Genomic DNA, 22,300 nt, shown 5'->3' on the forward strand with positions numbered 1-22,300 from the left:
TGGACACGTGCCTACGCGCCGGTACGCACCGGCACCCCGACCCCGCCTGCACGCCGGTGCGGGCACCCACCCGCCCGTCCCCGCTGCGCGCCGCTGCGGGACACCGCGGTCGGCCTCTGAGCGCCGAGGTCGGGCAACAGCGGCACGAGCCGGTTCCAGCGGTCGATCCGGCAGCCGTCGCCGCGGTCGTAGGACGCGTCGACGCGGCGCCCGGCCCACGTTCCGGTGATGCGGGCGGTGGCGGGACCGCCGTACTGCATGGTGCACACGCTGCCCTCGGGCACGGGCGCGAAGGGCTCCTGCCCCCAGCGCGTGTTCCGGTCGAGCAGGTCGCAGGCGCGACGGGTGTCCGGGTGGCTGCCCGCGGCCGGGTGGCAGTACAGCCTGTACGTCCCGTCCCTGCCCGCGCCCGCGTGCCGCACGGTGACGGTGAGGTGGTCGCCGGCCCGGTCCTCGGCCCGGACGGGCGGCGGCACCGCGGCCGAGGCGGCGGGCACGGCCGAGACGGAGGCGAGCCCGGCGAGCACGGCGGAGGCGCCGAGCGCCAGCGCCCGCGAGATCACGGAACGTCGGGCTGGGAGGGATCCGATCTGCGTCATGCCCGGACTAACGCCCCGCGCCCCGGGACGTTGCGCCCCGTACGTCGGCTTGCCCGCCGCCCGCCCGACGCCACCACAAGGGCTTTGCCCTGGGCCCCACCGGCCTAGTACCGTAGGGGGCGATTGGTGACGGCCCACTCGGCTGTGTCATCATCTGCACGCACCATTCGCGCGCTCGCGGGAGTGGTTGTGCTGGAGGCGTCGCCTAGTCCGGTCTATGGCGCCGCACTGCTAATGCGGTTTGGGCCTTAAAGCCCATCGAGGGTTCAAATCCCTCCGCCTCCGCGCATGATCACCGAAGCCCCGGTCCCTCCAGACCGGGGCTTCGGCGTTGTCGGCCACGCCCCGCTCCAAACCGTGTTTCCGCAGGTCACAAGGGGTGGGGGGAATGGATTTCACATGACGGCGGCAGTCATGTAATGTTCTTCCTGTCGCCGCGAGCGGCCCGGAAGGGCCCGAAGCGAAGACCAAAACAGAACAAGCACTCGTAGCTTAACGGATAGAGCATCTGACTACGGATCAGAAGGTTGCAGGTTCGAATCCTGCCGAGTGCACACAGGTCAAAGGCCCCCCGGGATCATTCCGGGGGGCCTTTGACATCAACCGCTGACATCAACGCGGCCTGGAGCACCGATCACTCCTCGGTGTGCGACCCCTGCTCGTCGTCTGATCCCTCCTCCGACTCGTCCAGTCCGAGGGCGTCGTCCATCCGGTCGGCGGCGGCCTTGAGCGTCGTGCTCATGACGTGCGCGTAGGTGTCGAGCGTCATCGTGATCGTGCTGTGCCCAAGGGTTTCCATGATCGTGCGAGCGTCCACGCCCTGCGCGAGCAGGAGTGAGGCGCACGTGTGTCGGAGGTCGTGCACGCGCACGCGTCGTACGCCGGCGTCCCGGCACAGGATGGTGAGCATCCGGTTCAGGCTGCGAGGGTCCGTGACGCGGCCGGTCGTCGTGGTGAAGATCAGCCCGTCCGGCTGCCCCGGTGCCGGCTGCCACTTCTTCCCCGCGACCTTGCGTTCCCGCTCCTGCTGGGCTCGGTGCTGTGCGAGGGCCCGCATGCAGTGCTTCGGGAGGGACACCGTACGGATGGAGCGCATGGTCTTGGGGCTGCCGAAGATCAGCTCACGCCGGATGCGCTGTACGTTCCGGCGGACGCGGAGCTGTCCGTTCGTGAGGTCGACGTCCGCCCAGGTGAGGGCGAGCGCCTCACCCCGCCGCAGACCCGTGGACACGAGCAGCAGCCACAGGGCGTAGAGGCGGTGGGAGCGAGCGGTCTTGAGCATGATGCGAGCCTCTGCGGCGTCCAGTGGACGCACCTCCTTGCGGGTGACGGTGGGGGTCTCCACGATCCGCGCGACGTTCCGCGCGATCAGCTCTTCCCGAATCGCCTGTTGCAGCGAGGACCGGAGGACGGCATGGATGTACTGGACGGTCCGGGCGGACGGGCGACGCTTGCAGCAACGGCCCACGGCGCAGCACGAGCGCTTGCCCTCCGGACGCTCCGCGTCCGCACCCCGCAGGCAGCACAGGCAGGAGTCCTTGAACTCCGCGAGGAACCGGCGCACGTCCGCCGGCGACAACCGGTTCAGTCGCTTCTTACCGAGAGCGGGTCGAATGTACAGGCGGGTCAGACCCTCGTAACTGTTCAGCGTTGACGGCTTGAGCCGCTGGGGTGCGATGGTGGCGAGCCAGTAGGTGAGGTAGTCACCGAGCGCCATGGTGGACTCGGCGGCCGGGATGCCCTGACGGGTCTTCTCCTGCAACTCCGTCAGCTTCTCGGCCACTTCCGCGCGGGTCTTGCCGTAGACGAAACTTCCGGGTGCGGGTCCCGTCAGGGCGGTAGACGTAGGCAGCAGCCTGGTAACGGCCGTCCGCAGGCTTGGTGATCGTTCCTTCGCCGTTGGCGCGACGCTTGGCCATTAAGCGGCTTCCTCCATCCGGTCATGCATGTACTGGCGAACTGCGTCGACCGGGACGCGGCGGGCCCGGCCGGACGTGTAGCTGTGGAGCTGTTTGGTGCGAATGAGGTCATAGACCTTGCTGCGGCTCAGCCGCAGAGCGGTCATGACCTCCGGGACGGTGAGGGCTTGGGGGTCGCTCGCGACGACGGTCAGCACGTTGAGACCTCCGGGAGAGGGGCGGGGCCTGCGAATGAAGTTGGTTCAGGGGCTTCTCAGGAGCCCGCGTCTGTCCGACGTGTGGATTTCTGCGTCACCGCGTCACCTGCGTCATTCAGGCTTCTGACCTGCGGGTTTTGGTGACGCAGGGCCTTGGGGGTGCGTCACCGGTGACGCAGGCTGTCCGTCACGGGTGACGCGGGGTGACGCAGCCGCTGGCCGTCTGCGTCACGGCTGTATGCGCAGGTCACCCGCCGTTTTCCGGGCCCCGGTGACACAGGTGACGCAGCGTTCCTCTCTTAGGAAAAAGAGAAGGGGTGTCTGTGGTGGTGCGGTGCGGCTCAGGGAGTGAAGAAGGAGCCGCTTCGCGGCGCGACCGTCGGGCGGCGCGAGCGCCGAACAGCAAGAGGAGCACGCCAGGACGGTGGTGCTCCTCTTGCTTGTGCGAGCGGGTCGGCGGTCGCCGGTCAGAATGCCTGCCGCTGCTCGTGTGGGAGCGTGGCCGGTGAGCGGGTCATCTCGATGTAGCGGCCCTCTCTGGTGCGGCCCGAGTCGATCAGGACGCCCCGGGCGGCCAGGGTCGGCTGGAGGCGCTTGAGGCGGTCGGAGAGGACTTTGCCGGTGGTGGGCCAGCCCTTGGGCAGGGGGCGGAAGTCCTCGCCGGTGTAGAGGCGGGTGAGGCAGTGGAGCCACTCGGTGGAGGTCATGCGCTGTTGTGCGCCCGGTTCGATGTCTGCGGCGTCCTGAGGACGGTCGGCGCGAGGAGATCGCCCTCGATGACGTCGTCGTTGAGGTCGTCCAGGCTGGCCCGGTAGGCGGTGAGCGCTCCGAGGCCGGTGGCGGCGTCGAGCTGTGCGCACAGGTGGGCGAAGTCCGGCCATGCGCAGGTCGGTGGGGGTTTCCGCTTCGACCGCGCGGACCTTGACCGTGAGGTCCAGGAGGGAGCCGAGGACCATGGGCAGAACCTCTGCGTATTCAGCCCACAGTTCCGCCTCGGTGCGTCGGACGCGGGGTCGCTCCAGTCGCAGCGGCAGGAGCCGTTCCGCCAGGTCGGGGCGGATGACTCCGACGTCGATGCCGGTCAGGAGCAGGGGGCGGCGGTAGCGGGCGCGGAACACGTCCAAGGGCGGCCCCGTTTCATTGGCGTGAGTGGGGGCCGCCCTTGGCGTTGCTGGGACTGTCCGGCCGATCAGGAGCGTCGTGGGCACGGAAGCGCGTGGACGAGGCGCCCGGCGGGTGTCATGCTCACGGCGGCGTCCGGCGCGGGTCCGACGCGCAGGGAGAGACCATGAAGGTCTACATGGCCATACCAGGTGTTCTGATCGCGTTGCTCTTCGCCGCCTCCGGCGTAGCGGGGATTACGCGTGGCTGGGTGCCTCCCAGGCCCCCCACGAACCGGCGGCCGGTTCACCGCCCTCGCCTCTATGGCTGGGGCCAGTTGGTGTGGGCCTTCGGCATGCTCTGGTATGTGGTGTTCTGGCTGGTGCTCACTGACCCCGACATTCGGCCGTGGGGGGCCCTGTTCAGCGGCGCGCTTGGGCTGACCGGCATCATCCTGATGACGATGGGCCAGTACAGGGGTCGTAATCGGCAGGGCAGCGGCACGGTGTCGTCCGGCGTGGGTTCGGCGCGCAGGGAGGGACCATGAGGCTCTATTTCGACCTCTTTTATGGTCTGACGGTGTTGCTCATCGCCGCCTCGGGCGTAGCCGCGGTTACCCGTGGCTGGGTGCCCCCCTGGGACCGGCGTCGGGTTCGCCGCGTTCGCCTCTTCGGCTGGGGTCAGTTGGTGATGGCCTTCGCCCTGTGCTGGCCCGTGGTCTTCGGGCTGGTGGTCAGGGCCCCCGGCATCCGGCAGTGGTGGACCCTGTCCGGCTACGGGCTTCTACTGACCGGCACCCTCCTGACGTCGGTGAGCCTGCGCGCGGGTCGTAACCGGCAGGGCACCGCCACGCGCTAGCTGTGGAAGTGGTTGCGTTTGATCACGGCCCGGCGGATGTTGACGGTGGTGCCGCCCTTGTGGCCGCTCGCGGTGAAGATCTGGCCCGGCATGAACGCTGGGAGCTACGACCCCCGGGTGCTGCGCGCGTAACGGTGGTGCAGCGCACGCAACTGGGACAGCTGCTTCTCGAAGTCTCTGATGTCGGCGGCGCCGACCCATGGCACCGGCAGCCAGATCGTGGAGCCGTCGTGCAGTGTGGCCGCGACACGCAGGTTCTGATGACGGAGCCGGGGGTCGGCAGCAGCTACCCGCAGGTCCTCCAAGCGGACGATCTCGTCCCATTTCAGCCGCCGCCACCGCAGCACCGTGCGGAACCGCAGCCCGTCCGGGCCCGCCTCCACCCGTCGCCTGAGCATCCCAAGCGCGCACCCGGCGGCCCCCACACCCACGGTCCCAGAAAGAACTCCCCACTTTGTGGCGTCCGGGACACCGAGGCCTGCCGCAACCCCCGCCGCAACCGCGACCAGCGCGGACACCGCGGTCCACCAGCGTGCGGACTTCCCTTCCCATCGCAACGACAACTCACCATGATCGGCCATCCGCGTGATCCTGCCACCCGCCACGCCCATCCGGTAGGTCACGGTTTTATGAGCGCCGGTTTTCCAGGGCCTGGCGTGACATCAGTGGCTGACATCAACAGAGGCGTACGACCGAGCACGGCGACACACCCGCAATCGGTGGGCGAGCCAACAGATCCCGGCAGGCGAGCGGTTCGTGATGGTGCTGCACGCGCCTACGGATCAGAAGGTTGCAGGTTCGAATCCTGCCGAGTGCACAGCAGACCAGAGGCCCTGTGGAGAGATCCACAGGGCCTCTGGCTTTTGCCTTGACGGCAGTATGTGACGGCCACCGCCTCGGGGAGCTGGAGCGGGTGTGACTGAGCACCTCGCACTTCAGCCAGCCGGGTGCGGACGTCGTTGTGCTCTGTCTGCTGGGCGGCTGCGCGGACCCGACCTGATCGGGCACGGGATGTCGGGTCTGGCAGGGTGCCTGCTGCCTAGCGTGGTGATCGCGAAAGGGGAAGGAGGCCGGGAGTGCTGGAGCGTCTCAACCAGAGCCTGGACTACATCGAGCGCCGCCTCGACCAGCACGTCGAGGTAGCCGAGCTGGCGCGGATCGCGGTCACGTCGGAGTACCACCTGCGCCGCATGTTCTCCGCGCTCGCGGGCATGCGGCTGTCGGAATACATACGGCGCCGTCGGCTCACGGTCGCGGGTGCCGAAGTGCTCGCAGGGCGTGAGTCTCTGTTGGAGATCGCGGTGCGCTACGGCTACGGCTCGGGCGAGGCGTTCGCCCGGGCGTTCCGTGCCATGCACGGGGTCGGGCCGGGCCAGGCCCGGCGCACCGGCGCCGCGCTCGTCTCCCAGCCCCGGTTGGCCTTCCGCCTCACCGTCGAAGGGAGCAGCAGCATGCGCTATCGCGTAGTGGACAGGCCGGACTTCAACGTTGTTGGCCTCAAGGCCCGGGTGCCACTGGTGCACGCGGGACCGAACCAGGCGATCATCGACTTCGTCCGCGGGATCGATCCGCAGACTCTGGAGCGCCTGGAGAAGCTGTCGGACCAGGAGCCGCAGGGCATCGTCGCGGTCTGCGACGACCTGGACCCCAGCCGCGCCGAAGGTACCGAACTCGATTACTACCACGGGGTGATCACGTCAGCGGCTGCGCCCGACGGCGCTGCGGTTCTCCACGTCCCGGCCGGCACCTGGGCGGTCTTCACCACCTCGGGGCCGGTGCCGCAGGCCATCCAGGAGCTGTGGCGGGACGTGTTCACGGAGTGGTTCCCGTCCAACCCGTACCGCAGCCGCCCCGGCCCCGAGATCCTGCGTACCCGCCTGTCCCCGGACAAGACCGAAGCCGACGCTGAGCTGTGGCTTCCGGTGGAGCGGGAACAGAGCTGAACAGGCGCCAAGCCGACAGTCGCCTGACTGCATGAGCGCTTCAGTCGTCCCTCCGGCCGACTGAAGCGCTCACAGCGAGGCTGATCAGATGGCTACGAGGACACCGGCCGCGCCGTCGTCATGGTCTGGCCCGTTGCCGTCACCCCTCAGCGCGTCCCCGACGCGGTCGAAGGCGGAGCGCTGGGAGTCGAGCCGTACGAAGGTGTAGATGTCCATGGTCACGCGGATGGAGCTGTGGCCCAGGACTTCCATGATCATTCGGGCGTCGGCGCCCTGTTCGTGGAGCAGGGAAGCGCATGTGTGACGCAGATCATGAAAGCGCACCTTACGGACGTCGGCACGACGTGGCGCACGAACACCGGCTGCACGCGTAGTACGAACGGTTGGGGTTCCGGCACCTGCGTACCGAGGCACCGTCCCAAAGACGCTCGGGATGGCTCGCTCAACGCCGGGCGGGTGAGCCGGCCCTGCCAGATGACCTTTTGCCCGTTGGCCCCTATGAGGGATGCCACGGGTATACGGCAACGCCCCTTGACGGAGACGGTCTACGCAACCCGTACGCCAACGGCAGCGCTGCCAGAGCTCGCGCACATAGCCGTGGCGGCGCCAGCGGCGGAGGAAGTCGTACACCACCCGCCAGTAGGGCAAGTCCGTGGGCAGGGAACGCCACTTGGCGCCGTTTTCGACCAAGTACCGCACCGCGTCGATCATCTCCCGGTGGCCATGCACCTCGGGGCGCCCGCCCCGACCCTCCAGCCATGCCGGCCGCCCCGCATCTGGGGCCGGGGCCGCGGCCCAGCTGGAGGCCACTTCTCAGGTCTATCAGGGCGAAATACCGGCGGATGGCCTCTTATAAAGCGAGGAAATCGTCGAGGCGTGCGGCATATCTGTCTGATGAGTGCAAGTCGATCAGGCATCTTCCAAGGGCGCGGTCCGCAGCCCGGTCCCCGACCAGTTGCATGAAGGGATTCCCATGTTTCTCGCACGCCATGGCAGGCCGCTGCTCAGGCGCGTTGTCGCCGTCGCCGTAGCGGCCCTGATGGCCACCGCCGCGTCCCCGGGCGCTCGGCAGACCGCTGTGGCCGACCACGACAAGCCGAGAGGCCCCGTCCTCGCCTGGGGAGACAACGCTTTCGGTGAGCTGGGTGATGGCACCACCATCAACCGGAAGACGCCGGTGCGGGTGTGCGCGCCCGGTCAGGCAGCCCCGTGCTCCCGATTTCTCACCCACGTACGCACCATCGCCGCAGGCGGACAGCACAGCCTGGCCCTGGTCGACGATCAGCGAGCCCGCCACTAGTCAGAGCGTGGCGGATGGTGCCATTGCCCGGCTCCGGGTCGGGTCGACGCCCATCCTGGAGCCGGGCGGACGAGCCTTGGTACGGCTCGAACCGCGCACACCCTCGGGGGCGTGGTGCGATCACGGGCGCACTTCTTCCTCGCTCGCCTCGGCGTAGACCTCCATCGTCATGGCGATCGTGAGTGCCGCAGGATGCGCTGTGTCACCTTCGGGTGCACTTTCAAGGCCACCAGGAGCGAGCTGCAGGTGTGCCGAGTGTTCCGCAGCGGGGTGGCCAGTAGGCGAGGATCGCGGTGAGGGTGCGGTGCCGGTGGTGACCGGGCCTTTCTTGGCTTCGGCGTGCAGGTCGACCCGGACGTACGCGGTGTAGCCGTTCTCGGCACCGGACGGTCTGTGGCAAGGCTTCCGCTGACGACGGCTCTGGTCCTATCGTCTGAGCCCGTGATTAGAAACGGCGATCCACTGCCCCCGACGGTCTACCCTCTCGCCAAGGGACGCGTGTGGGCCATGCTGGCCGGCTCTCTGGGCTTCGTCGCTCTGAGCATTGTTTTCCTGGTCGCCCACAGCACCGTGAGGATGATGGTGGTAGGGGGGCTGGGCGTGTCCTTCTTCGGGTTCTGCTCGGTGTTCATCATCCAGCGCCTGCTCCACCACGGCCGATCGGAGTTGGTGCTGGACGACGCGGGAGTGGACCACGCGAGGCTGGGCCGGTTCGGCTGGGACGAGATAGCCGCCGTGCGGATACGAGAGCAGCGGGTAGGTAAAACCTCGCAGTTGTTCATTGAGCTGGTACTGCACGATCCGGACGCCTATCTGGCTCGAGCACCCAAGCTCGTCCGCAGCACTGCGTCCATGAACGCACGACTCGGCTTTGGTCCGGCCAACATGACCACGAACACCTTGCCGGTGCCGCCTGAGGAGGTTCTGGACGCGATGAGGCGTCACTGTCCCGGACTCGCAATACAGCACTGAGCGCGCCCGTTGGCCGACCCCGGCCGCCCGTCAACACCCACCAACGGTCAACAGACCAGCGCGTGGACGCGGTGTGCGGCGGGTGCCATGATCACGGCGGCGTCCGGCGTGGGTCCGGCGTGCGGGGAGGGATCATGGAGCGCTATCTCGTCCTACCTCTTGTTCTGCTGGCGTTGCTGTTTGCCGCCTCGGGCACAGCGACGATCACCCGTGGCTGGGTGCTTCCCATGAACCGGCATCGGGTTTACCGCGTTCGCCTCTACGGCTGGGGTCAGTTGGTGGCCGGCTTCGCCCTGTGCTGGCAGGTGGTCTTCGGGCTGGTGCTCAGCGACATCGGCATCCGGCAGTGGGGGACCCTGTTCGGCAGCGCGCTTCTGCTGACCGGCATCATCCTGATGGGGGTGAGCCAGCGGGCGGGTGGTCATCGGCGATGAGAGGCCCCGGGTGATCCGGGGCCTCTCGCGTTTCAGGGGCCCCGTCCTGCCCCTCACGGGTGCAGCGGAGGCAGCTTTCGGCGCTTTCGGCCGCCGCGGCCGTTTCGGAAGAGATCGCGGTCGCGATTGCGCAGCACCAGGATATAGCCGGTCACACTGAATGCCGCAAAGCAGGCAGTCAGGGCAAAGCCGAGTGGCTGGCGGTTTCCGGTCAGGAAGCCGGCCGCGCGAAACAACAGCCCCACTCCGATCGCCATGGTGCCCCAGCCCGCACGGGTGCCCGCGCGCCGACGGTGCTGCCGCCCGACGAACCAGACGCCGACCGCCATGCAGATGACACCCAACGCGCCCGGGAACACCACAGTGAACATCCGCACCTCCGCGGGAAGCGTACCGATCGCGGGGTGACGAGGGTCCGATGAGATGACGGCGGTGTCGACGGCAACGACGGCACGCAGATCTCCGTCCGCATCCCCGTCGGCCTCAAGAGCGGCTGGACGTCGTAACGCCTCGCGCACCGCTTTGCGCCTTCCCGGGAGTCCCTCGCGGACCGGGCGATGCGATGGTCCCCAGGGGTCGGCCATCCGAGGGCTTGTGCTCATCGGTTCGGGTGACTATCTGCGCGGCCTTCGCCCGGGGAGGCACAGGCCGCGCATGAAATGAGTCCCGTACCACGACGAAGCCCGCGGCCGGTCACCGAAACCGGCCGCCCGCTCTCACGCGGCGCCTGGTCGGTGCCGGAAGAGAAGGGACACCGCATGCGCGTACTGCGTGCTTTCGTGGGGAGCGCCCTCGCAACGCTCCTCCTGCTGATCGGCATCTCGCCGGCCACGGCCCAGGCCGACCAGCTCCGTGCGAGTGCGAGAGACGCAGCGCACTGCCCGACCGCGCATCGCAGCCGCGGGTCCAACACCGCCCCGCAAACGGAATACCAGCGCTACTACCTCAACGACTGGCGCCTGGGACCGAGGTATCTCCCCCAAAGAGGGGCCCTCGGACAGATGCTGAAGGGGTATCAGCGCGCGGACCACACCTCGACGTACTGGTTCCTCGGGTGCTACTGGCAGACGGATCCCCAGACGGGGAAGTCGGGTTGGTGGTATCCCGACAACAACGGCTTCGTGTTGAAGAACGGCAAGCCGGTCGAGCGTCCGTTGACCCTTCGCAGGGGCCAGCTCGTCGACCTCTTCGGCAGCGGTTTCGGCAACTTCCTCGCACCCGCGGGCACGCCGTTCGCCAAGCGCGCGATTCCGCCGAGCAATCTCGACGCCTACGTCAAGGACTTTCCGTACAGTTACCACCTCTACCGGGTCCTCAAGCCGTTCACCGTCGAGGCCGGCCCGATCAGGCCCTGGTTCGGCCAGCCCGGCCGCGGACTCCAGTACCTGACGAAATCGTCGGTCTCCGATCTCGTCAACGCGAAGTACCTGGACGCGTTGTCGGTGACCTGATCCCCACGGCCCGGGTCGATGGACAGCGCAGAACTCGTCGAAAGACTCCGTGAAGCGGACGTGCCCGAGGCGTTCTACGACATCGCAGGCGTCCACGACGTCCCCGTCCAGCCGGACGCCTACTACTTCCTGCGCCGTGAGGCGGATGCCTGGACCGTCGGCTTGCGTCAACGGTCCCAGGACAGTGTCCTGCGGGGTTTCGGCACCGAGGCCGAAGCCTGCGAGTACCTCTACGACACGCTCACGCGGATGCCCCCTCCCCCTTCAGGGGCCGCGGAACCCCTGGAGCAGCTCCTCGCGAACGCCGAGGAGATCCAGCGGCAGGCGTGGGAGGACTTCCACGGCCGCTGTGGGGAGGTCGACGATGGTTGACCACGGACGGTTCGTCGCGACACATGCGAACCACCTGAGCTGTCCGTGATCATGTCACTGGTCTGTGACGGCGTCGTCCTGGAACGAAGGCATCGGTATCCCTTCGGCCCGCGGTCCCCTCATAGTGATCAGGCGACCACCGGGAGCCGACGCGGCTTCGGTCGCGACCACTGATCACCAAGGGGGATTTCATGTCCGGCAACCGTCTCAGGGCCTTCCTCGTCTCCGCAGCCGTCGTGGGCGGCGCCATGCTGATGACTGCGTGCCAGGACGCGAACGCGGACGCGGACAGCGGCGCCGCGCAGGGTTCCTCGTCCGCCACGCCCGCCGGCGACGCGGCCGCGCCGTCCGGCTCGTCGGCCGCGGGCAGCGGCGAGAGCGCGGGCAAGGACTCCGACGCGACGGGCAGGGGAACCGAGGACGCGGCCGGCTCCGGCGCCGACACCGGCGACGGCAAGCGGGAGCAGGTCGGGCAGAGCTGCGGCGCCAACGACATCTCCTGGAGCACCAGGTCGGAGACCCAGGCCGGCGGATACATCCTGATCATGGCCAAGGCGAAGCCGGGGATCACCTGCTACCTGCCCGCCGCGCTTCCGACCGTGGCGTTCGGATCCGACGGCACCCAGGCGGGTCCCGCGGAGCAGAGCGTCGGCAAGCAGATCAAGCTGAGCGGGAGCACCACCGCCTACGCCGGGGTGAACCCGAAGACCACCAACGGAAACGGTGGCAAGGAACTGGACTTCATCATCGTCGGCGTCGGTGACGACGACCCCAACCCGGTCTCCCTGCCGGTCGGCACCATCACTGTCGAAGACCCGATCGTCACCAACTGGCACACCGCCCCCGCGGACGCCGTTCCCTTCAGCTGAGCGGACGCGGGTCGGGCAACAGAGTCGGCAACAGAGCAGTGGCCCTGTGGAGCACTCCACAGGGCCTCTGTCCTTCCTCCCGGCAGCAGCCGTCCCACCGGGCGCCCGACCGCCAAGGGGCCGGGCGCCCCCGCGGTCAGACGTTGCCCGCGGCCTTGCGGCGGCGGGCGACGAGAACCGCTCCGGCGCCGAGTGCGACGGTGACCGCGCTCGCGAGAGCGAGCGGTGCCGTCGCGGAGGACGCACCGGTCGCGGCGAGATTGCCGTCGGTGTCGGTTCCGGTGGACACGGTCTGCGGCGCCTGCTTGGACACGCCGCCCTGCGCCGAGGGGCCCGTACCCGTACCGGGCTTCACAGCGCCGGGCCGCTCGTCGTCGTTCTCGCCGGGCCGGCCGGGCTCGGCGTCGTCGGCCGGGCCGGTCTTGCTGCCGGCGGGCAGAAGCTCGAAGTCGTAGCGCTTCATCGGGCCCAGGACGCAGGGGTTGTACGCGTCGGAGGCGTCACTGGCGAACAGGGCCAGGGCGTCGGCGGCCTGGGCCTCGGAGTCGACCTTCATCCGCAGCTTCACATCGTTCTGCTCGCCCGGCTTCAGGACGTCGATGTGCGCGATGTGCTCGGGTTCGTTGCCGTTGAGGGCCTGCCAGTCCGAGCCGTTGGACCACTCCACCTCCAGGTGGCTCTTCTCACGGGCCGGTTCGCCGCTCACGTGGAAGAACGTCAGGGGGTCCACTGTCAGCGTGCGCTCGGTTCCGTTGGTCACGCGCAGGGTGAAGTCGACGGTGGTCCCGGCAACGACCTCGGCCGGAAGGCCCACCGCGAGCGAGGTCAGCCCGTCCTCGCGGACGCACTCCTTGGCGGTGGCGAGTGCTGCGTCGGCGGCCTTCTTGGCCTCCAGGGCCTTCTGCGGGCCGTCCTGGACCAGGCTGTACTCGCGGAGGGCCGCCACCCTGGCGTCGTCCAGCGCGGTGTGGGCCTCCTCGGCCGCCGCGTCGGCCTTCTGCTTGGCCTCGGCCGCCGTCGCCAGATCGGTCTCGGCGGCTTCGAGGGCCTGTCGCGCCTCGGCCTTCTCGGTGTCGCTCTGGGCCGCTTCCAGCGTGGCCTTGGCGTCCGCAACGGCCTTCTCGGCCGCGTCCTCGGCGCCGGCCGCCTCCTTGGCCGACTTGTCCGCGGCGATCGTGGCCGCCTTGAGCGGGTGCGTGTCGGAGTCCAGGGCGTCCAGGGTGGCCTTGACCTTCTTCTGCCCTTCCTCCTTGGCGAGGACGGCTTCCTCGTACGCCTTCTGCGCGTTGGCGGCGGCCTTTAGCAGCTCCGCGTACGTCGGCTGATTCTGCACCTGCGCCGCGGACGCCCCGGCGGCGAGTGCCGATGCGGAGGCGGTGAACAGCACGACGGGCGTGGTCACCGCGACGGCGGCGGCCACAGCGAGAGGACGGGGAAATCTCATGGGCGACCTTTCCTGATCGAAGGCAAAGGAGAACGGCCATTGATAAGCGCATGGGGGGCGGCTTGGACGCCGGCGAGTGTATAGCCCAAGTAAAGGATGGGCTGGTGGTTCTCCGGCCCTGCGTTTCCCTCCACGGAAATTCGCCGAGATGAAAAGGGGCGGACCGGGATGGTTGTTCAGGGTGCCTATATTTCTCTGTGAGGTATGTCACCTAACCCCCGGAGGGAGGCCTCGTGAGCAGGTCGGGAGGCTTGGCTCTCCTGGAACAGGTTTTTTCCAAGGAATTTCCACGGCCGTCACTCGGAGGACTTCCGCGTGCGGCGCGCGGCCCTTCACCCCGCGACGAGTCGCACCGACGTATCAATGTCAGTGGCGACCCGTACTCTCGCAAGGGATGACGCGCGTGTGGAAGTGCTCAGGGCTGCGGTGGTCGCCGGACGGTCCCGTGCTGGTGTGGGACGGCGGGCGGTCGAGCGCGCTGCCGTGGGGAAAGCGGGTGGCCTTCGAGATCGCGGAAGGGGGAGCGCGGACCTGCGTGGGAGCGCGGGGGCACGCGTGCCCGCTGAGGGCGGTGGTGCCGGGGCGGAGCGCGGGGGCGCGGTGCGAGGAGTGCGCGCGGCTGGAGCGGGCGCACTCCGTGGCCGCGGACACGATCGCGGACGACCCGCGGCCCTACCACGTGTATCTGGCCTGGTTCGGGCCCGGCATGCTCAAGGTCGGGATCACCGCCGTGGAGCGGGGCTCCGCGCGGCTGCTCGAGCAGGGTGCCGTCTGCTTCAGCTGGCTGGGCGCGGGCCCGCTCATGGCGGCGCGCCGCACCGAGGAGTTGCTGCGCGCCGCGCTCGGGGTCCCGGACCGGATTCCGTACGCCGAGAAGCGGGTCGTACGGTCCGCGCTTCCGGCGACCGAGGAAGAGCGGGCTACCGAGATCGAAGAGCTGCACGCGCGGGCGAGCGCGCTCGGCGGCTGGCCGGAGTCGCTGGAGCGGAAGCCGTTCCGGCCCGTCGATCACGCCGGGATCTTCGGGCTGGCCGGTCTGCCGACCGCCGTGGGCGAGGTGAGCGAACTCGTCGCGGGCGGGGTGGTGAGCGGTGAGCTGGTCGCGGCCGCCGGGCCCGATCTGCACCTGGCGGCCGGTGGCGGGGTCGTCGTGCTGGACACGCGGCTGATGGCGGGCTGGGGGCTGCGGCCTGCCCGAAGCGGGGGATTCACCGTGCCGGTAAGGGAGTTGCGGGATCCGTCGGGTGTACGGGAAGGACAGCAGGACGGGTTGTTCTGAAGCCTGCCGGACGTCGGGTGAAGTCCCGGGCCGCAGGCCGCGGGTGGGGACTCGGACCGCAGGGGGACTCCGTTTCCTGAGAGTCGCCTGTGGGTTTCTCAGTGAAATCACAGACAGGTGAAAGCCTGCTCTCAGAGGCCCCCTGAAGGGTGTCCCCCATGACCACGACCTCGCCCCAGGGGCGCACCGAACTGCTGAGGCCGGACGGGAACCCCGTCCGGGTACTCGTGGTGGACGACGAGCCGCCGATCACCGATCTGCTGTCCATGGCGCTGCGCTACGAGGGCTGGCAGATCCGCAGCGCGCAGGACGGGCGGGGCGCCGTACGGGCCGCGCGCGAGTTCCGGCCCGACGCCGTCGTCCTGGACATGCTGCTGCCCGACACGGACGGACTCGCCGTCCTGGGCCGGCTGCGCTGCGAACTGCCCGGGGTGCCCGTCCTCTTCCTGACCGCCAAGGATGCCGCGGAGGACCGTGTCGCCGGGCTGACCGCGGGCGGGGACGACTGCGTCACCAAGCCGTTCGGCGTGGAGGAGGTCGTGGCGCGGCTGCGGGGGCTGATCCGGCGCTCCGGGGCCGCCGACCGGCGTTCCGAATCCGTGCTCGTGGTCGGCGACCTCCGCCTGGACGAGGACAGCCACGAGGTGTCGCGGGGAGGGCAGGACATCCACCTCACCGCCACCGAGTTCGAGTTGCTGCGCTTCCTGATGCGCAACCCGCGGCGCGTGCTCAGCAAGGCGCAGATCCTCGACCGCGTCTGGTCGTACGACTTCGGCGGGCAGGCCAACGTCGTCGAGCTGTACATCTCCTACCTGCGGCGGAAGATCGACGCCGGCCGGGAACCGATGATCCACACCCGGCGGGGCGCCGGTTACCTGATCAAGCCCGCTGTGTGAGGCGGAGGCGGCACCCTCCGCGCCCGGTCGCCACCCTCCGCGCCGCCGCGCCCAGCCGCCACCGCCTGTGCCGCCGTGCGCCGCACGGCACTCCTATACGGTGTATAGCATGTCGACGACCTCGCCGGAGCAGATCTCCTCCCAGGCCGCCCAGGGGCACCCCCGGCGCTGGCTGATCCTCGGCGTGATCTGCCTCGCCCAGCTCACCGTGCTGCTGGACAACACCGTTCTGAACGTCGCGATCCCGTCCCTCACCCGTGAACTGCGCGCGGCCACCTCCGACATCCAGTGGATGATCAACGCGTACTCGCTCGTGCAGTCCGGGCTGCTGCTGACCGCGGGCAGCGCCGCCGACCGGTACGGCCGCAAGAAGATGCTGGTGGCCGGGCTGGCCCTGTTCGGCATCGGTTCGCTGGTCGCCGCACTCGCCGACTCCACCGGGCAGTTGATCGCCGCCCGCGCGGGCATGGGCGTCGGCGGCGCGCTGCTGCTGACCACCACGCTCGCCGTGGCGATGCAGATCTTCGCCCCGGCCGAGCACCCCAAGGCCATCGGGATCTGGAGCGCCGTCAACGCCCTGGGCTTCGCGATCGGCCCGCTGATCGGCGGCTTCATGCTGAACCACTTCTGGTGGGGCGCGATCTTCCTGATCAACCTGCCGGTCGCCGTGCTGGGCCTGGTCGCGGTCCTCGCCCTCGTCCCGGAGTCCAAGAACCCCCGAGGGGACCGGCCCGACCTGCTCGGCGCGCTGCTGTCCACGATCGGGATGACCTCGCTGGTGTACGCGATCATCTCGGGCCCCGCGCACGGCTGGACGTCGCCGCGGGTGCTGGTCACGGCGACGGCGGCGGTGGTGGTGCTGGCCCTCTTCGCGTTCTACGAGAGCCGGATCCCGTACCCCATGCTCGACATGCACTTCTTCCGCGACCGCCGCTTCACGGGCGCGGTCGCCGGCGCGGTGCTGATCACCTTCGGCATGGGCGGCGCGTTGTTCCTGCTCACCCAGCACCTTCAGTTCGTCCTCGGCTACGGCCCCCTGGAGGCCGGACTGCGCACCGCGCCGCTCGCCCTGTCGGTGGTGGCGCTGAACTTCACCGGACTCGCGGCCCGCTGGACGACGCGGCTGGGCACCCCGGCGGCGATCGGACTGGGCATGGTGCTGATGTCCGGCGGGCTGGTGGCGATCGCCACGCTCGCCTCCGGCGGGTACGGCGGCACGCTCCTTGGCCTGCTGCTCATCGGCGCCGGCTGCGCGATCGCCAACCCGGCCATGGCCCACGCCATCATGAGCGCGATCCCGCCGGCCAAGGCGGGCGTCGGGGCGGGCATCAACGGCACGCTGGCGGAGTTCGGCAACGGACTGGGGGTGGCCGTCCTGGGGGCGGTGCTCAACTCCCGGTTCGCGGCGGTGTCCCTGCCGGTGGCCCTGGCCGCGGCGGGGTCGGCCGCGGAGAAGAAGCAGGTGACCGACGCGTTCTCCGCCGGGCTCGAGACCAGTCAGCTGGTGGGAGCGGTGGCCGTGCTGCTCGGTGGCCTGCTGGCCGCCGCGTTGCTCCGCAGGGCGGAGCGGGCAGACTCGGGGATGGTGGTGACCCACTAGGGCCGCGACGGGGCAAACGTTGCCTGTCGCGACACTAGCTCGGGCGGTACGGCCGCCGCGCGGCCGCGCGTTCGTCGTGGCCGGTCGCGCGCTGCGACGGGGCGCCTGCCGGGCACCGCCCCGCGCGCCTTCGGGCGCCCGGCATGACCGGCGGTTCAGGAGTCGAGGAAGGTGCGCCATGGTGAAGGCAGCCCAAGGGGCCAAGGGCGCGGCACGGACCAGCGTCTGGCTGGAGGGCAAGGCGCGCCGCGGCGGGCGCGGCGGGCAGCCGTCCGGTCTCGACCGGGAGCGGATCACCGAGGTCACCGTGCGGCTGCTGGACGCGGAGGGGCTCGCGAAGTTCTCCATGCGCCGGCTCGCCGCCGAGCTGAACGTGACGGCGATGTCCGTGTACTGGTACGTCGACACCAAGGACGACCTGCTCGAACTCGCCCTCGACGCCGCCTTCGGCGAGCTGCGGCTGCCCGAACCGGACGTGGCGACGGACTGGCGCGAGCAGTTGCGCCGGCTCGCCACCGAGTACCGGGCGCTGCTGGTGCGCCACCCCTGGCTGTCGCCGCTCGCCGGGACGTTCCTCAACATCGGCCCGAACTCGCTCGCCTTCTCGGGCACGGTGCAGCGGGTCATCCGCCGTACCGGGCTGTCCGAGCAGCGGCTGACCGGGGCGATCTCCGCCGTCTTCCAGTTCGTGTACGGCTACGGCACGATCGAGGGCCACTTCGTGGCGCGCTGCGCCGAGGCGGGCATGGCCCCGGACGACTACTTCCGGCACGCGATGAGCGCGGCCACCCGGGCCCCGGACGCCACCGAGGTGCTCCGGGAGTCCGCGACGCTCATGGCGGCCCGCGGCGGTGACACGGTCGCGGAGATGCTGGACCGCGACTTCGCCTTCGCCCTGGACCTGCTGGTCGCCGGCATCGAGGCGATGGTCGCCCGCGGCTGACTACGCGTCGTGCGGCGCGAGCCGTGCGGGGAACCCGCCGGTCGCCACCGGTCCCCAGCGCCGCGGAGTGATCCGGATGATCGACTTGCCCTGCCTGACCATGGCCTCCCGGTACTCGTCCCAGTCCGGGTGCTCGCCCGCGATGGTGCGGTAGTACTCCACCAGGGGCTCCACGGAGTCCGGCGCGTCGATCACCTCGGCCGTGCCGTCGATCTGCACCCACGGCCCGTTCCAGTCGTCGCTCAGCACGACGATGCCGACCCGTTCGTCCCTCTTGGCGTTGCGGGTTTTGGCCCGCTCCGGGTAGGTGGAGACCACGATCCGCCCGGAGTCGTCGACTCCGCAGGTCAGCGGCGAGGCCTGCGGGCTGCCGTCGCTCCTGCGGGTCAGCAGCAGGGCGCGGTGGCGGGGCCGTACGAAGTCGAGCAGCTCATCCAGCGAGACGCGGGTGTTGGTCGCGATGTTCGGGGCCATGCCCGCCAGCCTAGTGGCGCAGCGGGGGGCGCGACAGGGAAAACATTTCCCCCCACAGCACCCAAGTCTTTTTCGGTCGGGCGCCCGCATGTGGCGCGGGTCCGGTGGACTACGCCGTCGGGAGCACGGTGCCCTGGACCGCCTGGATGTCCAACTCGACCCTCAGCGTGGTGCCGATGGCCGCGATGCCGGCCTGGAGGACCTGGTTGTAGTTCATGGCGAAGTCCTCGCGGCGCAGTTCGGTCGTCGCGCGGAAGGCGGCGCGGGTGCCGCCCCAGGGGTCGGCGCCGGTGCCGAGGTAGGCCAGGTCGAGGTCGACCGGGCGGACCACGCCGCGCATGCCCAGCTCGCCGTGGACGGTCCAGCGGTCGGGGCCGGCGGCGGTCACCCCGGTGGAGCGGTAGGTGATCCGCGGGTGCCGCTCGACGTCCAGGAAGTCCGCGGACTTCAGGTGGCCGTCGCGCATGCCGTTGCCGGTGTCGATGGAGTCGGCGCGGATGACCGCCTCCACACGGGACTTGGTGACGTCGTCGGGGGCGATCTCGACGGTGCCGGCGAAGTCCGTGAACCGGCCGTGCACGCTGGAGATCCCCAGGTGCTGGGCGACCGCGGCGACCGAGGAGTGCGCCGGGTCGATGGTCCAGGGCCCCGGCGGGGGCAGCTCGGCGCCGCCCTGCCGGGTCAGCGTCACCGTGCCGATCTCGGCCCGGCCGCTCGCGGTGACGATCGCGCTGGAGGCGGTGGGCGCGTACCCGACCGCCGTGACGATCACCGTGTACGCACCCGGTGCCAGCGCCGCGGTGTCCCGTACGGCGCCCTCCGCGTCGGCCTCGGCCCGCAGCACCTGCGCGCCCGTCATGTCGGTCATCGTGACGACCGCGTGCGACACGGCCCATCCGTCCCGGGTGCGGATCCTCGCGGTCAGTCCCATCCCGTTCTCTCCCTGCACAGCCTTGCAAAATGGTCGGAAAGCGACCGGCCCGCGGCGCGGCGCGGCTCCCTCGGAGCACGCCCCGCCACGAGCCGGACCGTGACCCGGGATGCCGCCCGGGCCTCATGGGCATCCTGGCCCGGGGTTACTCGCCGGGGTGGGCGAGTTCGATGTCGTGGCCGTCGACACCGGGACCCGTGACCGTCAGGGCGGTCGCCAAGGGCGGGTAGCCGGTCGCGATGACGGTGTAGTCACCGCCGCTCAGGTCGGTGAAGGCGTAGGCCCCGTCCGCGCCGGTGGTGGACGTGCCGACCACGTTGCCCGCCGCGTCGACCAGGGTCACCCTGGCGTCCGCGAGGGGACCGTGCGGGGCGCGGACGACGCCCTGGAGCCGCGCTCCGGCCTCCAGGTCGATCTCGACCTGGGTCACCCCGGTGCCGCCCACCTCGACCGGCAGCGCCCGCGGCCGGAACCCGGCGGCGTTCACCGCGACGGTCACCGCGCCCGGCACCAGCTCCGCGAAGGAGAACTCGCCGCTCTCCCCGGTGGTCCCGGTGGCCAGCAGGTCGCCGCGCACATCGGTGACGATCACCATCGCGTCCTTCACCGGCAGCCCGGACCCGACGGCCCGGACCACACCGCCCAGCCCGCTGGTGCCGCTGAGGAGGATGTCGTACGCGACCGGCTCGCCGCCCACGACCACGGTGGACGCCTGCGGCTGGAAGCCGTCGGCGGAGGCGATCAGGACGTACGAGCCCGAGCCCGGCGCGTCCACGGTGTAGGAGCCGTCGGCCTGCGCGACCGACCGGCCCAGCTGGCGGCCCGCCAGCGAGATCAGCGTGACCGCGGCCTGCGGCACCGGCGCGCTCTCGGCGCCCCGGACGAAGCCGTGCACCGGGATCCCGCCGCCGGTACCGGCGCCCGGCCCACCGGGCGCCACCATGGCGACCGCGGCCGGCCGCAGCGTGCCCTCGGTACCGTTCCCGGCGCCCTCGGCGGGAGAGGCGGCCGTCGCCCAGCTGGGCACCCGCTCCCCGGCGGAGCCGGCCGCGGCCTGGGGGGACCGGGACTCGGCGACGACGGGGGCGGCGGCCGGGTCCACCGGCGCGGACTCGGCCTCGCCGGCCTGCGCCAGCGCGCCCTTGGTCCGCAGCGGGACCTCCTTGATGAACAGCGTGATCAGGAAGGCCACGCCGGCCAGCGCGGCGGCGATCAGGAAGATGTCGGCGATGCCGTGCCCGTAGGCGCTCTCCATGACCGTGCGCAGCGGCTTGGGCAGCGCGTTCATGTCCGGGATGGAGTCGCTCGCGCCGGAGGAGGACAGGGCGGCCGCGTACTTCGGGCTGAGGTCGGACAGGCCGTCCTTGACGTAGTCGGTGATCCGGTGGGCCATCACCGCGCCGAGCGCGGAGACGCCGACCGCACCGCCGAGGGAGCGGAAGAAGGTGACCGTGGAACTGGCCGAGCCGAGGTCGGCCGGTGACACCTGGTTCTGCGTGCACAGCACCAGGTTCTGCATCATCATGCCGATGCCGAGACCCAGCAGGGCCATGAAGACGGCCGTCTTCCAGTACTCCGTGTCGTAGCGGATGGTGCCGAGCAGGCCGAGACCCGCGGTCACCAGTACGCCACCGCTGACCAGCCAGCCCTTCCACCGTCCAGTCCGGGTGATGAACTGCCCGGAGACGGTGGAGGAGACGAACAGACCGCCGATCATCGGGATGGTCATGACGCCCGACATCGTCGGGGACTTGTCCCGGGCCAGCTGGAAGTACTGGCTGAAGAACACGGTGCCGCTGAACATCGCGATACCGACGAACAGGGAGGCCAGCGACGCCAGCGTGATGGTGCGGTTGCGGAACAGCCGCAGCGGGATGATCGGCTGGCTCGCCCTGGACTCGACGAGCACGAAGAGCAGGCCGAGGACGATCGCACCGGCGACCATCGCGTACGTCTGCCAGGACACCCAGTCGTACTTGTCACCGGCGAAGGTGACCCAGATCAGCAGCAGCGACACGGCGGCGGAGATCAGGAACGCGCCGCCCCAGTCGACCTTGACCTCCCGCTTCACCACGGGCAGGTGCAGGGTCTTCTGGAGGACGATCAGCGCGATGACCGCGAAGGGCACGCCGACGTAGAAGCACCAGCGCCAGCCCAGCCAGGAGGTGTCGGTGATGACACCGCCGAGCAGCGGGCCGCCGACGGTGGCCACGGCGAAGGTGGCGCCGAGGTAGCCGGAGTAACGGCCGCGCTCGCGGGGCGAGATCATCGCGGCCATGACGATCTGGGCGAGGGCGGACAGGCCGCCGGTGCCTATGCCCTGCACCACACGGCAGGCGATCAGCATGGCCGGGTTCTGCGACAGACCCGCGCAGGCCGAGGCCAGGACGAAGATGACGAGCGCTATCTGGACGAGCGCCTTCTTGCTGTAGAGGTCGGCGAGCTTGCCCCACAGGGGAGTGGCCGCGGTCATCGACAGCAGGGCGGCCGTGACCACCCAGGTGTAGGCGGACTGGCCGCCGCCGAGGTCACCGATGATGTGCGGCAGCGCGTTGGAGACGATCGTGGACGACAGGATCGCCACGAACATGCCGAGCAGCAGCCCGGAGAGCGCCTCCATGATCTGCCGGTGCGTCATCGGAGTGCTGCCGGGGGAGCCTCCTCCATGCTTGGCGTGGGCCCGCACACCGGCTGGTGTGGTCGTTGCCATGGGCTTCC

Annotated in this window: 22 protein-coding genes, 2 tRNA genes and 4 pseudogenes; 15 read left to right on the plus strand and 13 right to left on the minus strand. The window is 70.0% G+C overall.

From position 1 onward, the window contains the following. Positions 1-122 precede the first annotated feature (122 nt). A pseudogene (locus ACTYVM_RS05980) lies at positions 123-599 on the minus strand (SSI family serine proteinase inhibitor); the annotation flags it as partial. A 194-nt stretch (positions 600-793) separates the two neighbouring features. On the opposite strand from ACTYVM_RS05980, the gene ACTYVM_RS05985 reads away from it, so the two are divergent. Together ACTYVM_RS05985 and ACTYVM_RS05990 are read left to right on the plus strand one after the other, a co-directional pair. Then, positions 794-884 (plus strand) — tRNA-Ser (locus ACTYVM_RS05985). A 196-nt stretch (positions 885-1,080) separates the two neighbouring features. Continuing rightward, positions 1,081-1,153 (plus strand) — tRNA-Arg (locus ACTYVM_RS05990). A gap of 80 nt (positions 1,154-1,233) precedes the next feature. On the opposite strand, the gene ACTYVM_RS05995 is transcribed toward ACTYVM_RS05990, so the two are convergent. From ACTYVM_RS05995 to ACTYVM_RS06005, 3 genes and pseudogenes are all read right to left on the minus strand, one after another. Further along, entirely contained in the window at positions 1,234-2,382 is a 1,149-nt protein-coding gene (locus ACTYVM_RS05995) for a tyrosine-type recombinase/integrase (RefSeq protein ID WP_445524911.1), read from the minus strand. A 135-nt stretch (positions 2,383-2,517) separates the two neighbouring features. Then, complete coding sequence (locus ACTYVM_RS06000) at positions 2,518-2,715, minus strand: helix-turn-helix domain-containing protein (protein WP_390840537.1); 198 nt, start codon at positions 2,713-2,715, stop codon at positions 2,518-2,520. 467 nt (positions 2,716-3,182) lie between these two features. Then, positions 3,183-3,836: pseudogene (locus ACTYVM_RS06005) on the minus strand (AICE element replication initiation protein); the annotation flags it as partial. A 167-nt stretch (positions 3,837-4,003) separates the two neighbouring features. Here ACTYVM_RS06005 and ACTYVM_RS06010 point away from each other — a divergent pair. Then, complete coding sequence (locus ACTYVM_RS06010) at positions 4,004-4,363, plus strand: hypothetical protein (protein WP_445524912.1); 360 nt, start codon at positions 4,004-4,006, stop codon at positions 4,361-4,363. Then, positions 4,360-4,674, plus strand: a complete 315-nt coding sequence (locus ACTYVM_RS06015; protein ID WP_445524913.1) for a hypothetical protein — start codon at positions 4,360-4,362, stop codon at positions 4,672-4,674. The genes ACTYVM_RS06010 and ACTYVM_RS06015 overlap by 4 nt, the downstream gene beginning before the upstream one ends. Before the next feature lie 104 nt (positions 4,675-4,778). On the opposite strand, the gene ACTYVM_RS06020 is transcribed toward ACTYVM_RS06015, so the two are convergent. Further along, on the minus strand, positions 4,779-5,072 hold the full coding sequence (locus ACTYVM_RS06020; protein ID WP_445524914.1) for a PH domain-containing protein: 294 nt from the start codon (positions 5,070-5,072) through the stop codon (positions 4,779-4,781). Between the two features lie 678 nt (positions 5,073-5,750). Here ACTYVM_RS06020 and ACTYVM_RS06025 point away from each other — a divergent pair. Continuing rightward, entirely contained in the window at positions 5,751-6,617 is an 867-nt protein-coding gene (locus ACTYVM_RS06025) for an AraC family transcriptional regulator (protein WP_445524915.1), read from the plus strand. An 84-nt stretch (positions 6,618-6,701) separates the two neighbouring features. Here the strand turns inward: ACTYVM_RS06025 and ACTYVM_RS06030 are convergent, their stop codons facing one another. Further along, complete coding sequence (locus ACTYVM_RS06030) at positions 6,702-6,875, minus strand: hypothetical protein (RefSeq protein WP_445524985.1); 174 nt, start codon at positions 6,873-6,875, stop codon at positions 6,702-6,704. Between the two features lie 3 nt (positions 6,876-6,878). Continuing rightward, positions 6,879-7,427 (minus strand): annotated as a pseudogene (locus tag ACTYVM_RS06035) (transposase); the annotation flags it as partial. A gap of 163 nt (positions 7,428-7,590) precedes the next feature. Here ACTYVM_RS06035 and ACTYVM_RS06040 point away from each other — a divergent pair. After that, positions 7,591-7,917 (plus strand): hypothetical protein, encoded by a 327-nt coding sequence (locus ACTYVM_RS06040; RefSeq protein ID WP_445524916.1) that lies wholly within the window; start codon positions 7,591-7,593, stop codon positions 7,915-7,917. A 120-nt stretch (positions 7,918-8,037) separates the two neighbouring features. On the opposite strand, the pseudogene ACTYVM_RS06045 reads toward ACTYVM_RS06040, so the two are convergent. Next, positions 8,038-8,198 (minus strand): annotated as a pseudogene (locus ACTYVM_RS06045) (site-specific integrase); the annotation flags it as partial. Between the two features lie 226 nt (positions 8,199-8,424). Here ACTYVM_RS06045 and ACTYVM_RS06050 point away from each other — a divergent pair. Next, positions 8,425-8,889 carry an STM3941 family protein gene (locus ACTYVM_RS06050; RefSeq protein WP_445524917.1) on the plus strand — a complete coding sequence of 155 codons (465 nt, stop codon included), beginning with the start codon at positions 8,425-8,427 and terminating at the stop codon, positions 8,887-8,889. 134 nt (positions 8,890-9,023) lie between these two features. Beyond that, on the plus strand, positions 9,024-9,323 hold the full coding sequence (locus ACTYVM_RS06055) for a hypothetical protein (protein ID WP_445524918.1): 300 nt from the start codon (positions 9,024-9,026) through the stop codon (positions 9,321-9,323). A 53-nt stretch (positions 9,324-9,376) separates the two neighbouring features. On the opposite strand, the gene ACTYVM_RS06060 is transcribed toward ACTYVM_RS06055, so the two are convergent. Beyond that, positions 9,377-9,841, minus strand: coding sequence for a hypothetical protein (locus ACTYVM_RS06060; RefSeq protein WP_445524919.1), 465 nt, complete (start codon positions 9,839-9,841; stop codon positions 9,377-9,379). A gap of 240 nt (positions 9,842-10,081) precedes the next feature. Between ACTYVM_RS06060 and ACTYVM_RS06065 the strand changes: the two genes are divergently transcribed. The 3 genes from ACTYVM_RS06065 to ACTYVM_RS06075 all read left to right on the plus strand — a co-directional run bounded on the left by ACTYVM_RS06065 (position 10,082) and on the right by ACTYVM_RS06075 (position 12,015). Then, the gene (locus ACTYVM_RS06065; protein ID WP_445524920.1) at positions 10,082-10,774 is read left to right on the plus strand and encodes a TNT domain-containing protein; all 693 of its coding nucleotides are present in this window, start codon (positions 10,082-10,084) and stop codon (positions 10,772-10,774) included. Positions 10,775-10,792: 18 nt separating this feature from the next. Next, positions 10,793-11,146, plus strand: a complete 354-nt coding sequence (locus ACTYVM_RS06070; RefSeq protein ID WP_445524921.1) for a hypothetical protein — start codon at positions 10,793-10,795, stop codon at positions 11,144-11,146. Between the two features lie 191 nt (positions 11,147-11,337). Further along, positions 11,338-12,015, plus strand: a complete 678-nt coding sequence (locus ACTYVM_RS06075; protein WP_445524922.1) for a DUF4232 domain-containing protein — start codon at positions 11,338-11,340, stop codon at positions 12,013-12,015. Positions 12,016-12,151: 136 nt separating this feature from the next. On the opposite strand, the gene ACTYVM_RS06080 is transcribed toward ACTYVM_RS06075, so the two are convergent. Next, a complete protein-coding gene (locus ACTYVM_RS06080) occupies positions 12,152-13,459 on the minus strand; it encodes an LAETG motif-containing sortase-dependent surface protein (RefSeq protein WP_445524923.1) in 1,308 nt (435 codons plus the stop codon). Between the two features lie 394 nt (positions 13,460-13,853). Between ACTYVM_RS06080 and ACTYVM_RS06085 the strand changes: the two genes are divergently transcribed. The 4 genes from ACTYVM_RS06085 to ACTYVM_RS06100 all read left to right on the plus strand — a co-directional run bounded on the left by ACTYVM_RS06085 (position 13,854) and on the right by ACTYVM_RS06100 (position 18,177). Continuing rightward, entirely contained in the window at positions 13,854-14,738 is an 885-nt protein-coding gene (locus ACTYVM_RS06085) for a DUF2797 domain-containing protein (protein ID WP_445524924.1), read from the plus strand. Between the two features lie 158 nt (positions 14,739-14,896). Continuing rightward, positions 14,897-15,634 carry a response regulator transcription factor gene (locus tag ACTYVM_RS06090; RefSeq protein WP_445524925.1) on the plus strand — a complete coding sequence of 246 codons (738 nt, stop codon included), beginning with the start codon at positions 14,897-14,899 and terminating at the stop codon, positions 15,632-15,634. 109 nt (positions 15,635-15,743) lie between these two features. Next, complete coding sequence (locus tag ACTYVM_RS06095) at positions 15,744-17,234, plus strand: MFS transporter (RefSeq protein ID WP_445524926.1); 1,491 nt, start codon at positions 15,744-15,746, stop codon at positions 17,232-17,234. Positions 17,235-17,412: 178 nt separating this feature from the next. Then, a complete protein-coding gene (locus ACTYVM_RS06100) occupies positions 17,413-18,177 on the plus strand; it encodes a TetR/AcrR family transcriptional regulator (protein ID WP_445524927.1) in 765 nt (254 codons plus the stop codon). Here ACTYVM_RS06100 and ACTYVM_RS06105 read toward each other — a convergent pair whose 3' ends face one another. The 3 genes from ACTYVM_RS06105 to ACTYVM_RS06115 all read right to left on the minus strand — a co-directional run bounded on the left by ACTYVM_RS06105 (position 18,178) and on the right by ACTYVM_RS06115 (position 22,220). Then, positions 18,178-18,651 (minus strand): PPOX class F420-dependent oxidoreductase, encoded by a 474-nt coding sequence (locus ACTYVM_RS06105; protein ID WP_400030661.1) that lies wholly within the window; start codon positions 18,649-18,651, stop codon positions 18,178-18,180. A gap of 109 nt (positions 18,652-18,760) precedes the next feature. After that, on the minus strand, positions 18,761-19,582 hold the full coding sequence (locus tag ACTYVM_RS06110) for a YceI family protein (protein WP_400030663.1): 822 nt from the start codon (positions 19,580-19,582) through the stop codon (positions 18,761-18,763). Between the two features lie 145 nt (positions 19,583-19,727). Then, positions 19,728-22,220 (minus strand): MFS transporter, encoded by a 2,493-nt coding sequence (locus ACTYVM_RS06115; protein WP_510187043.1) that lies wholly within the window; start codon positions 22,218-22,220, stop codon positions 19,728-19,730. Between the last annotated feature and the right edge of the window lie 80 nt (positions 22,221-22,300).

This window comes from Streptomyces cyslabdanicus (assembly GCF_052663305.1).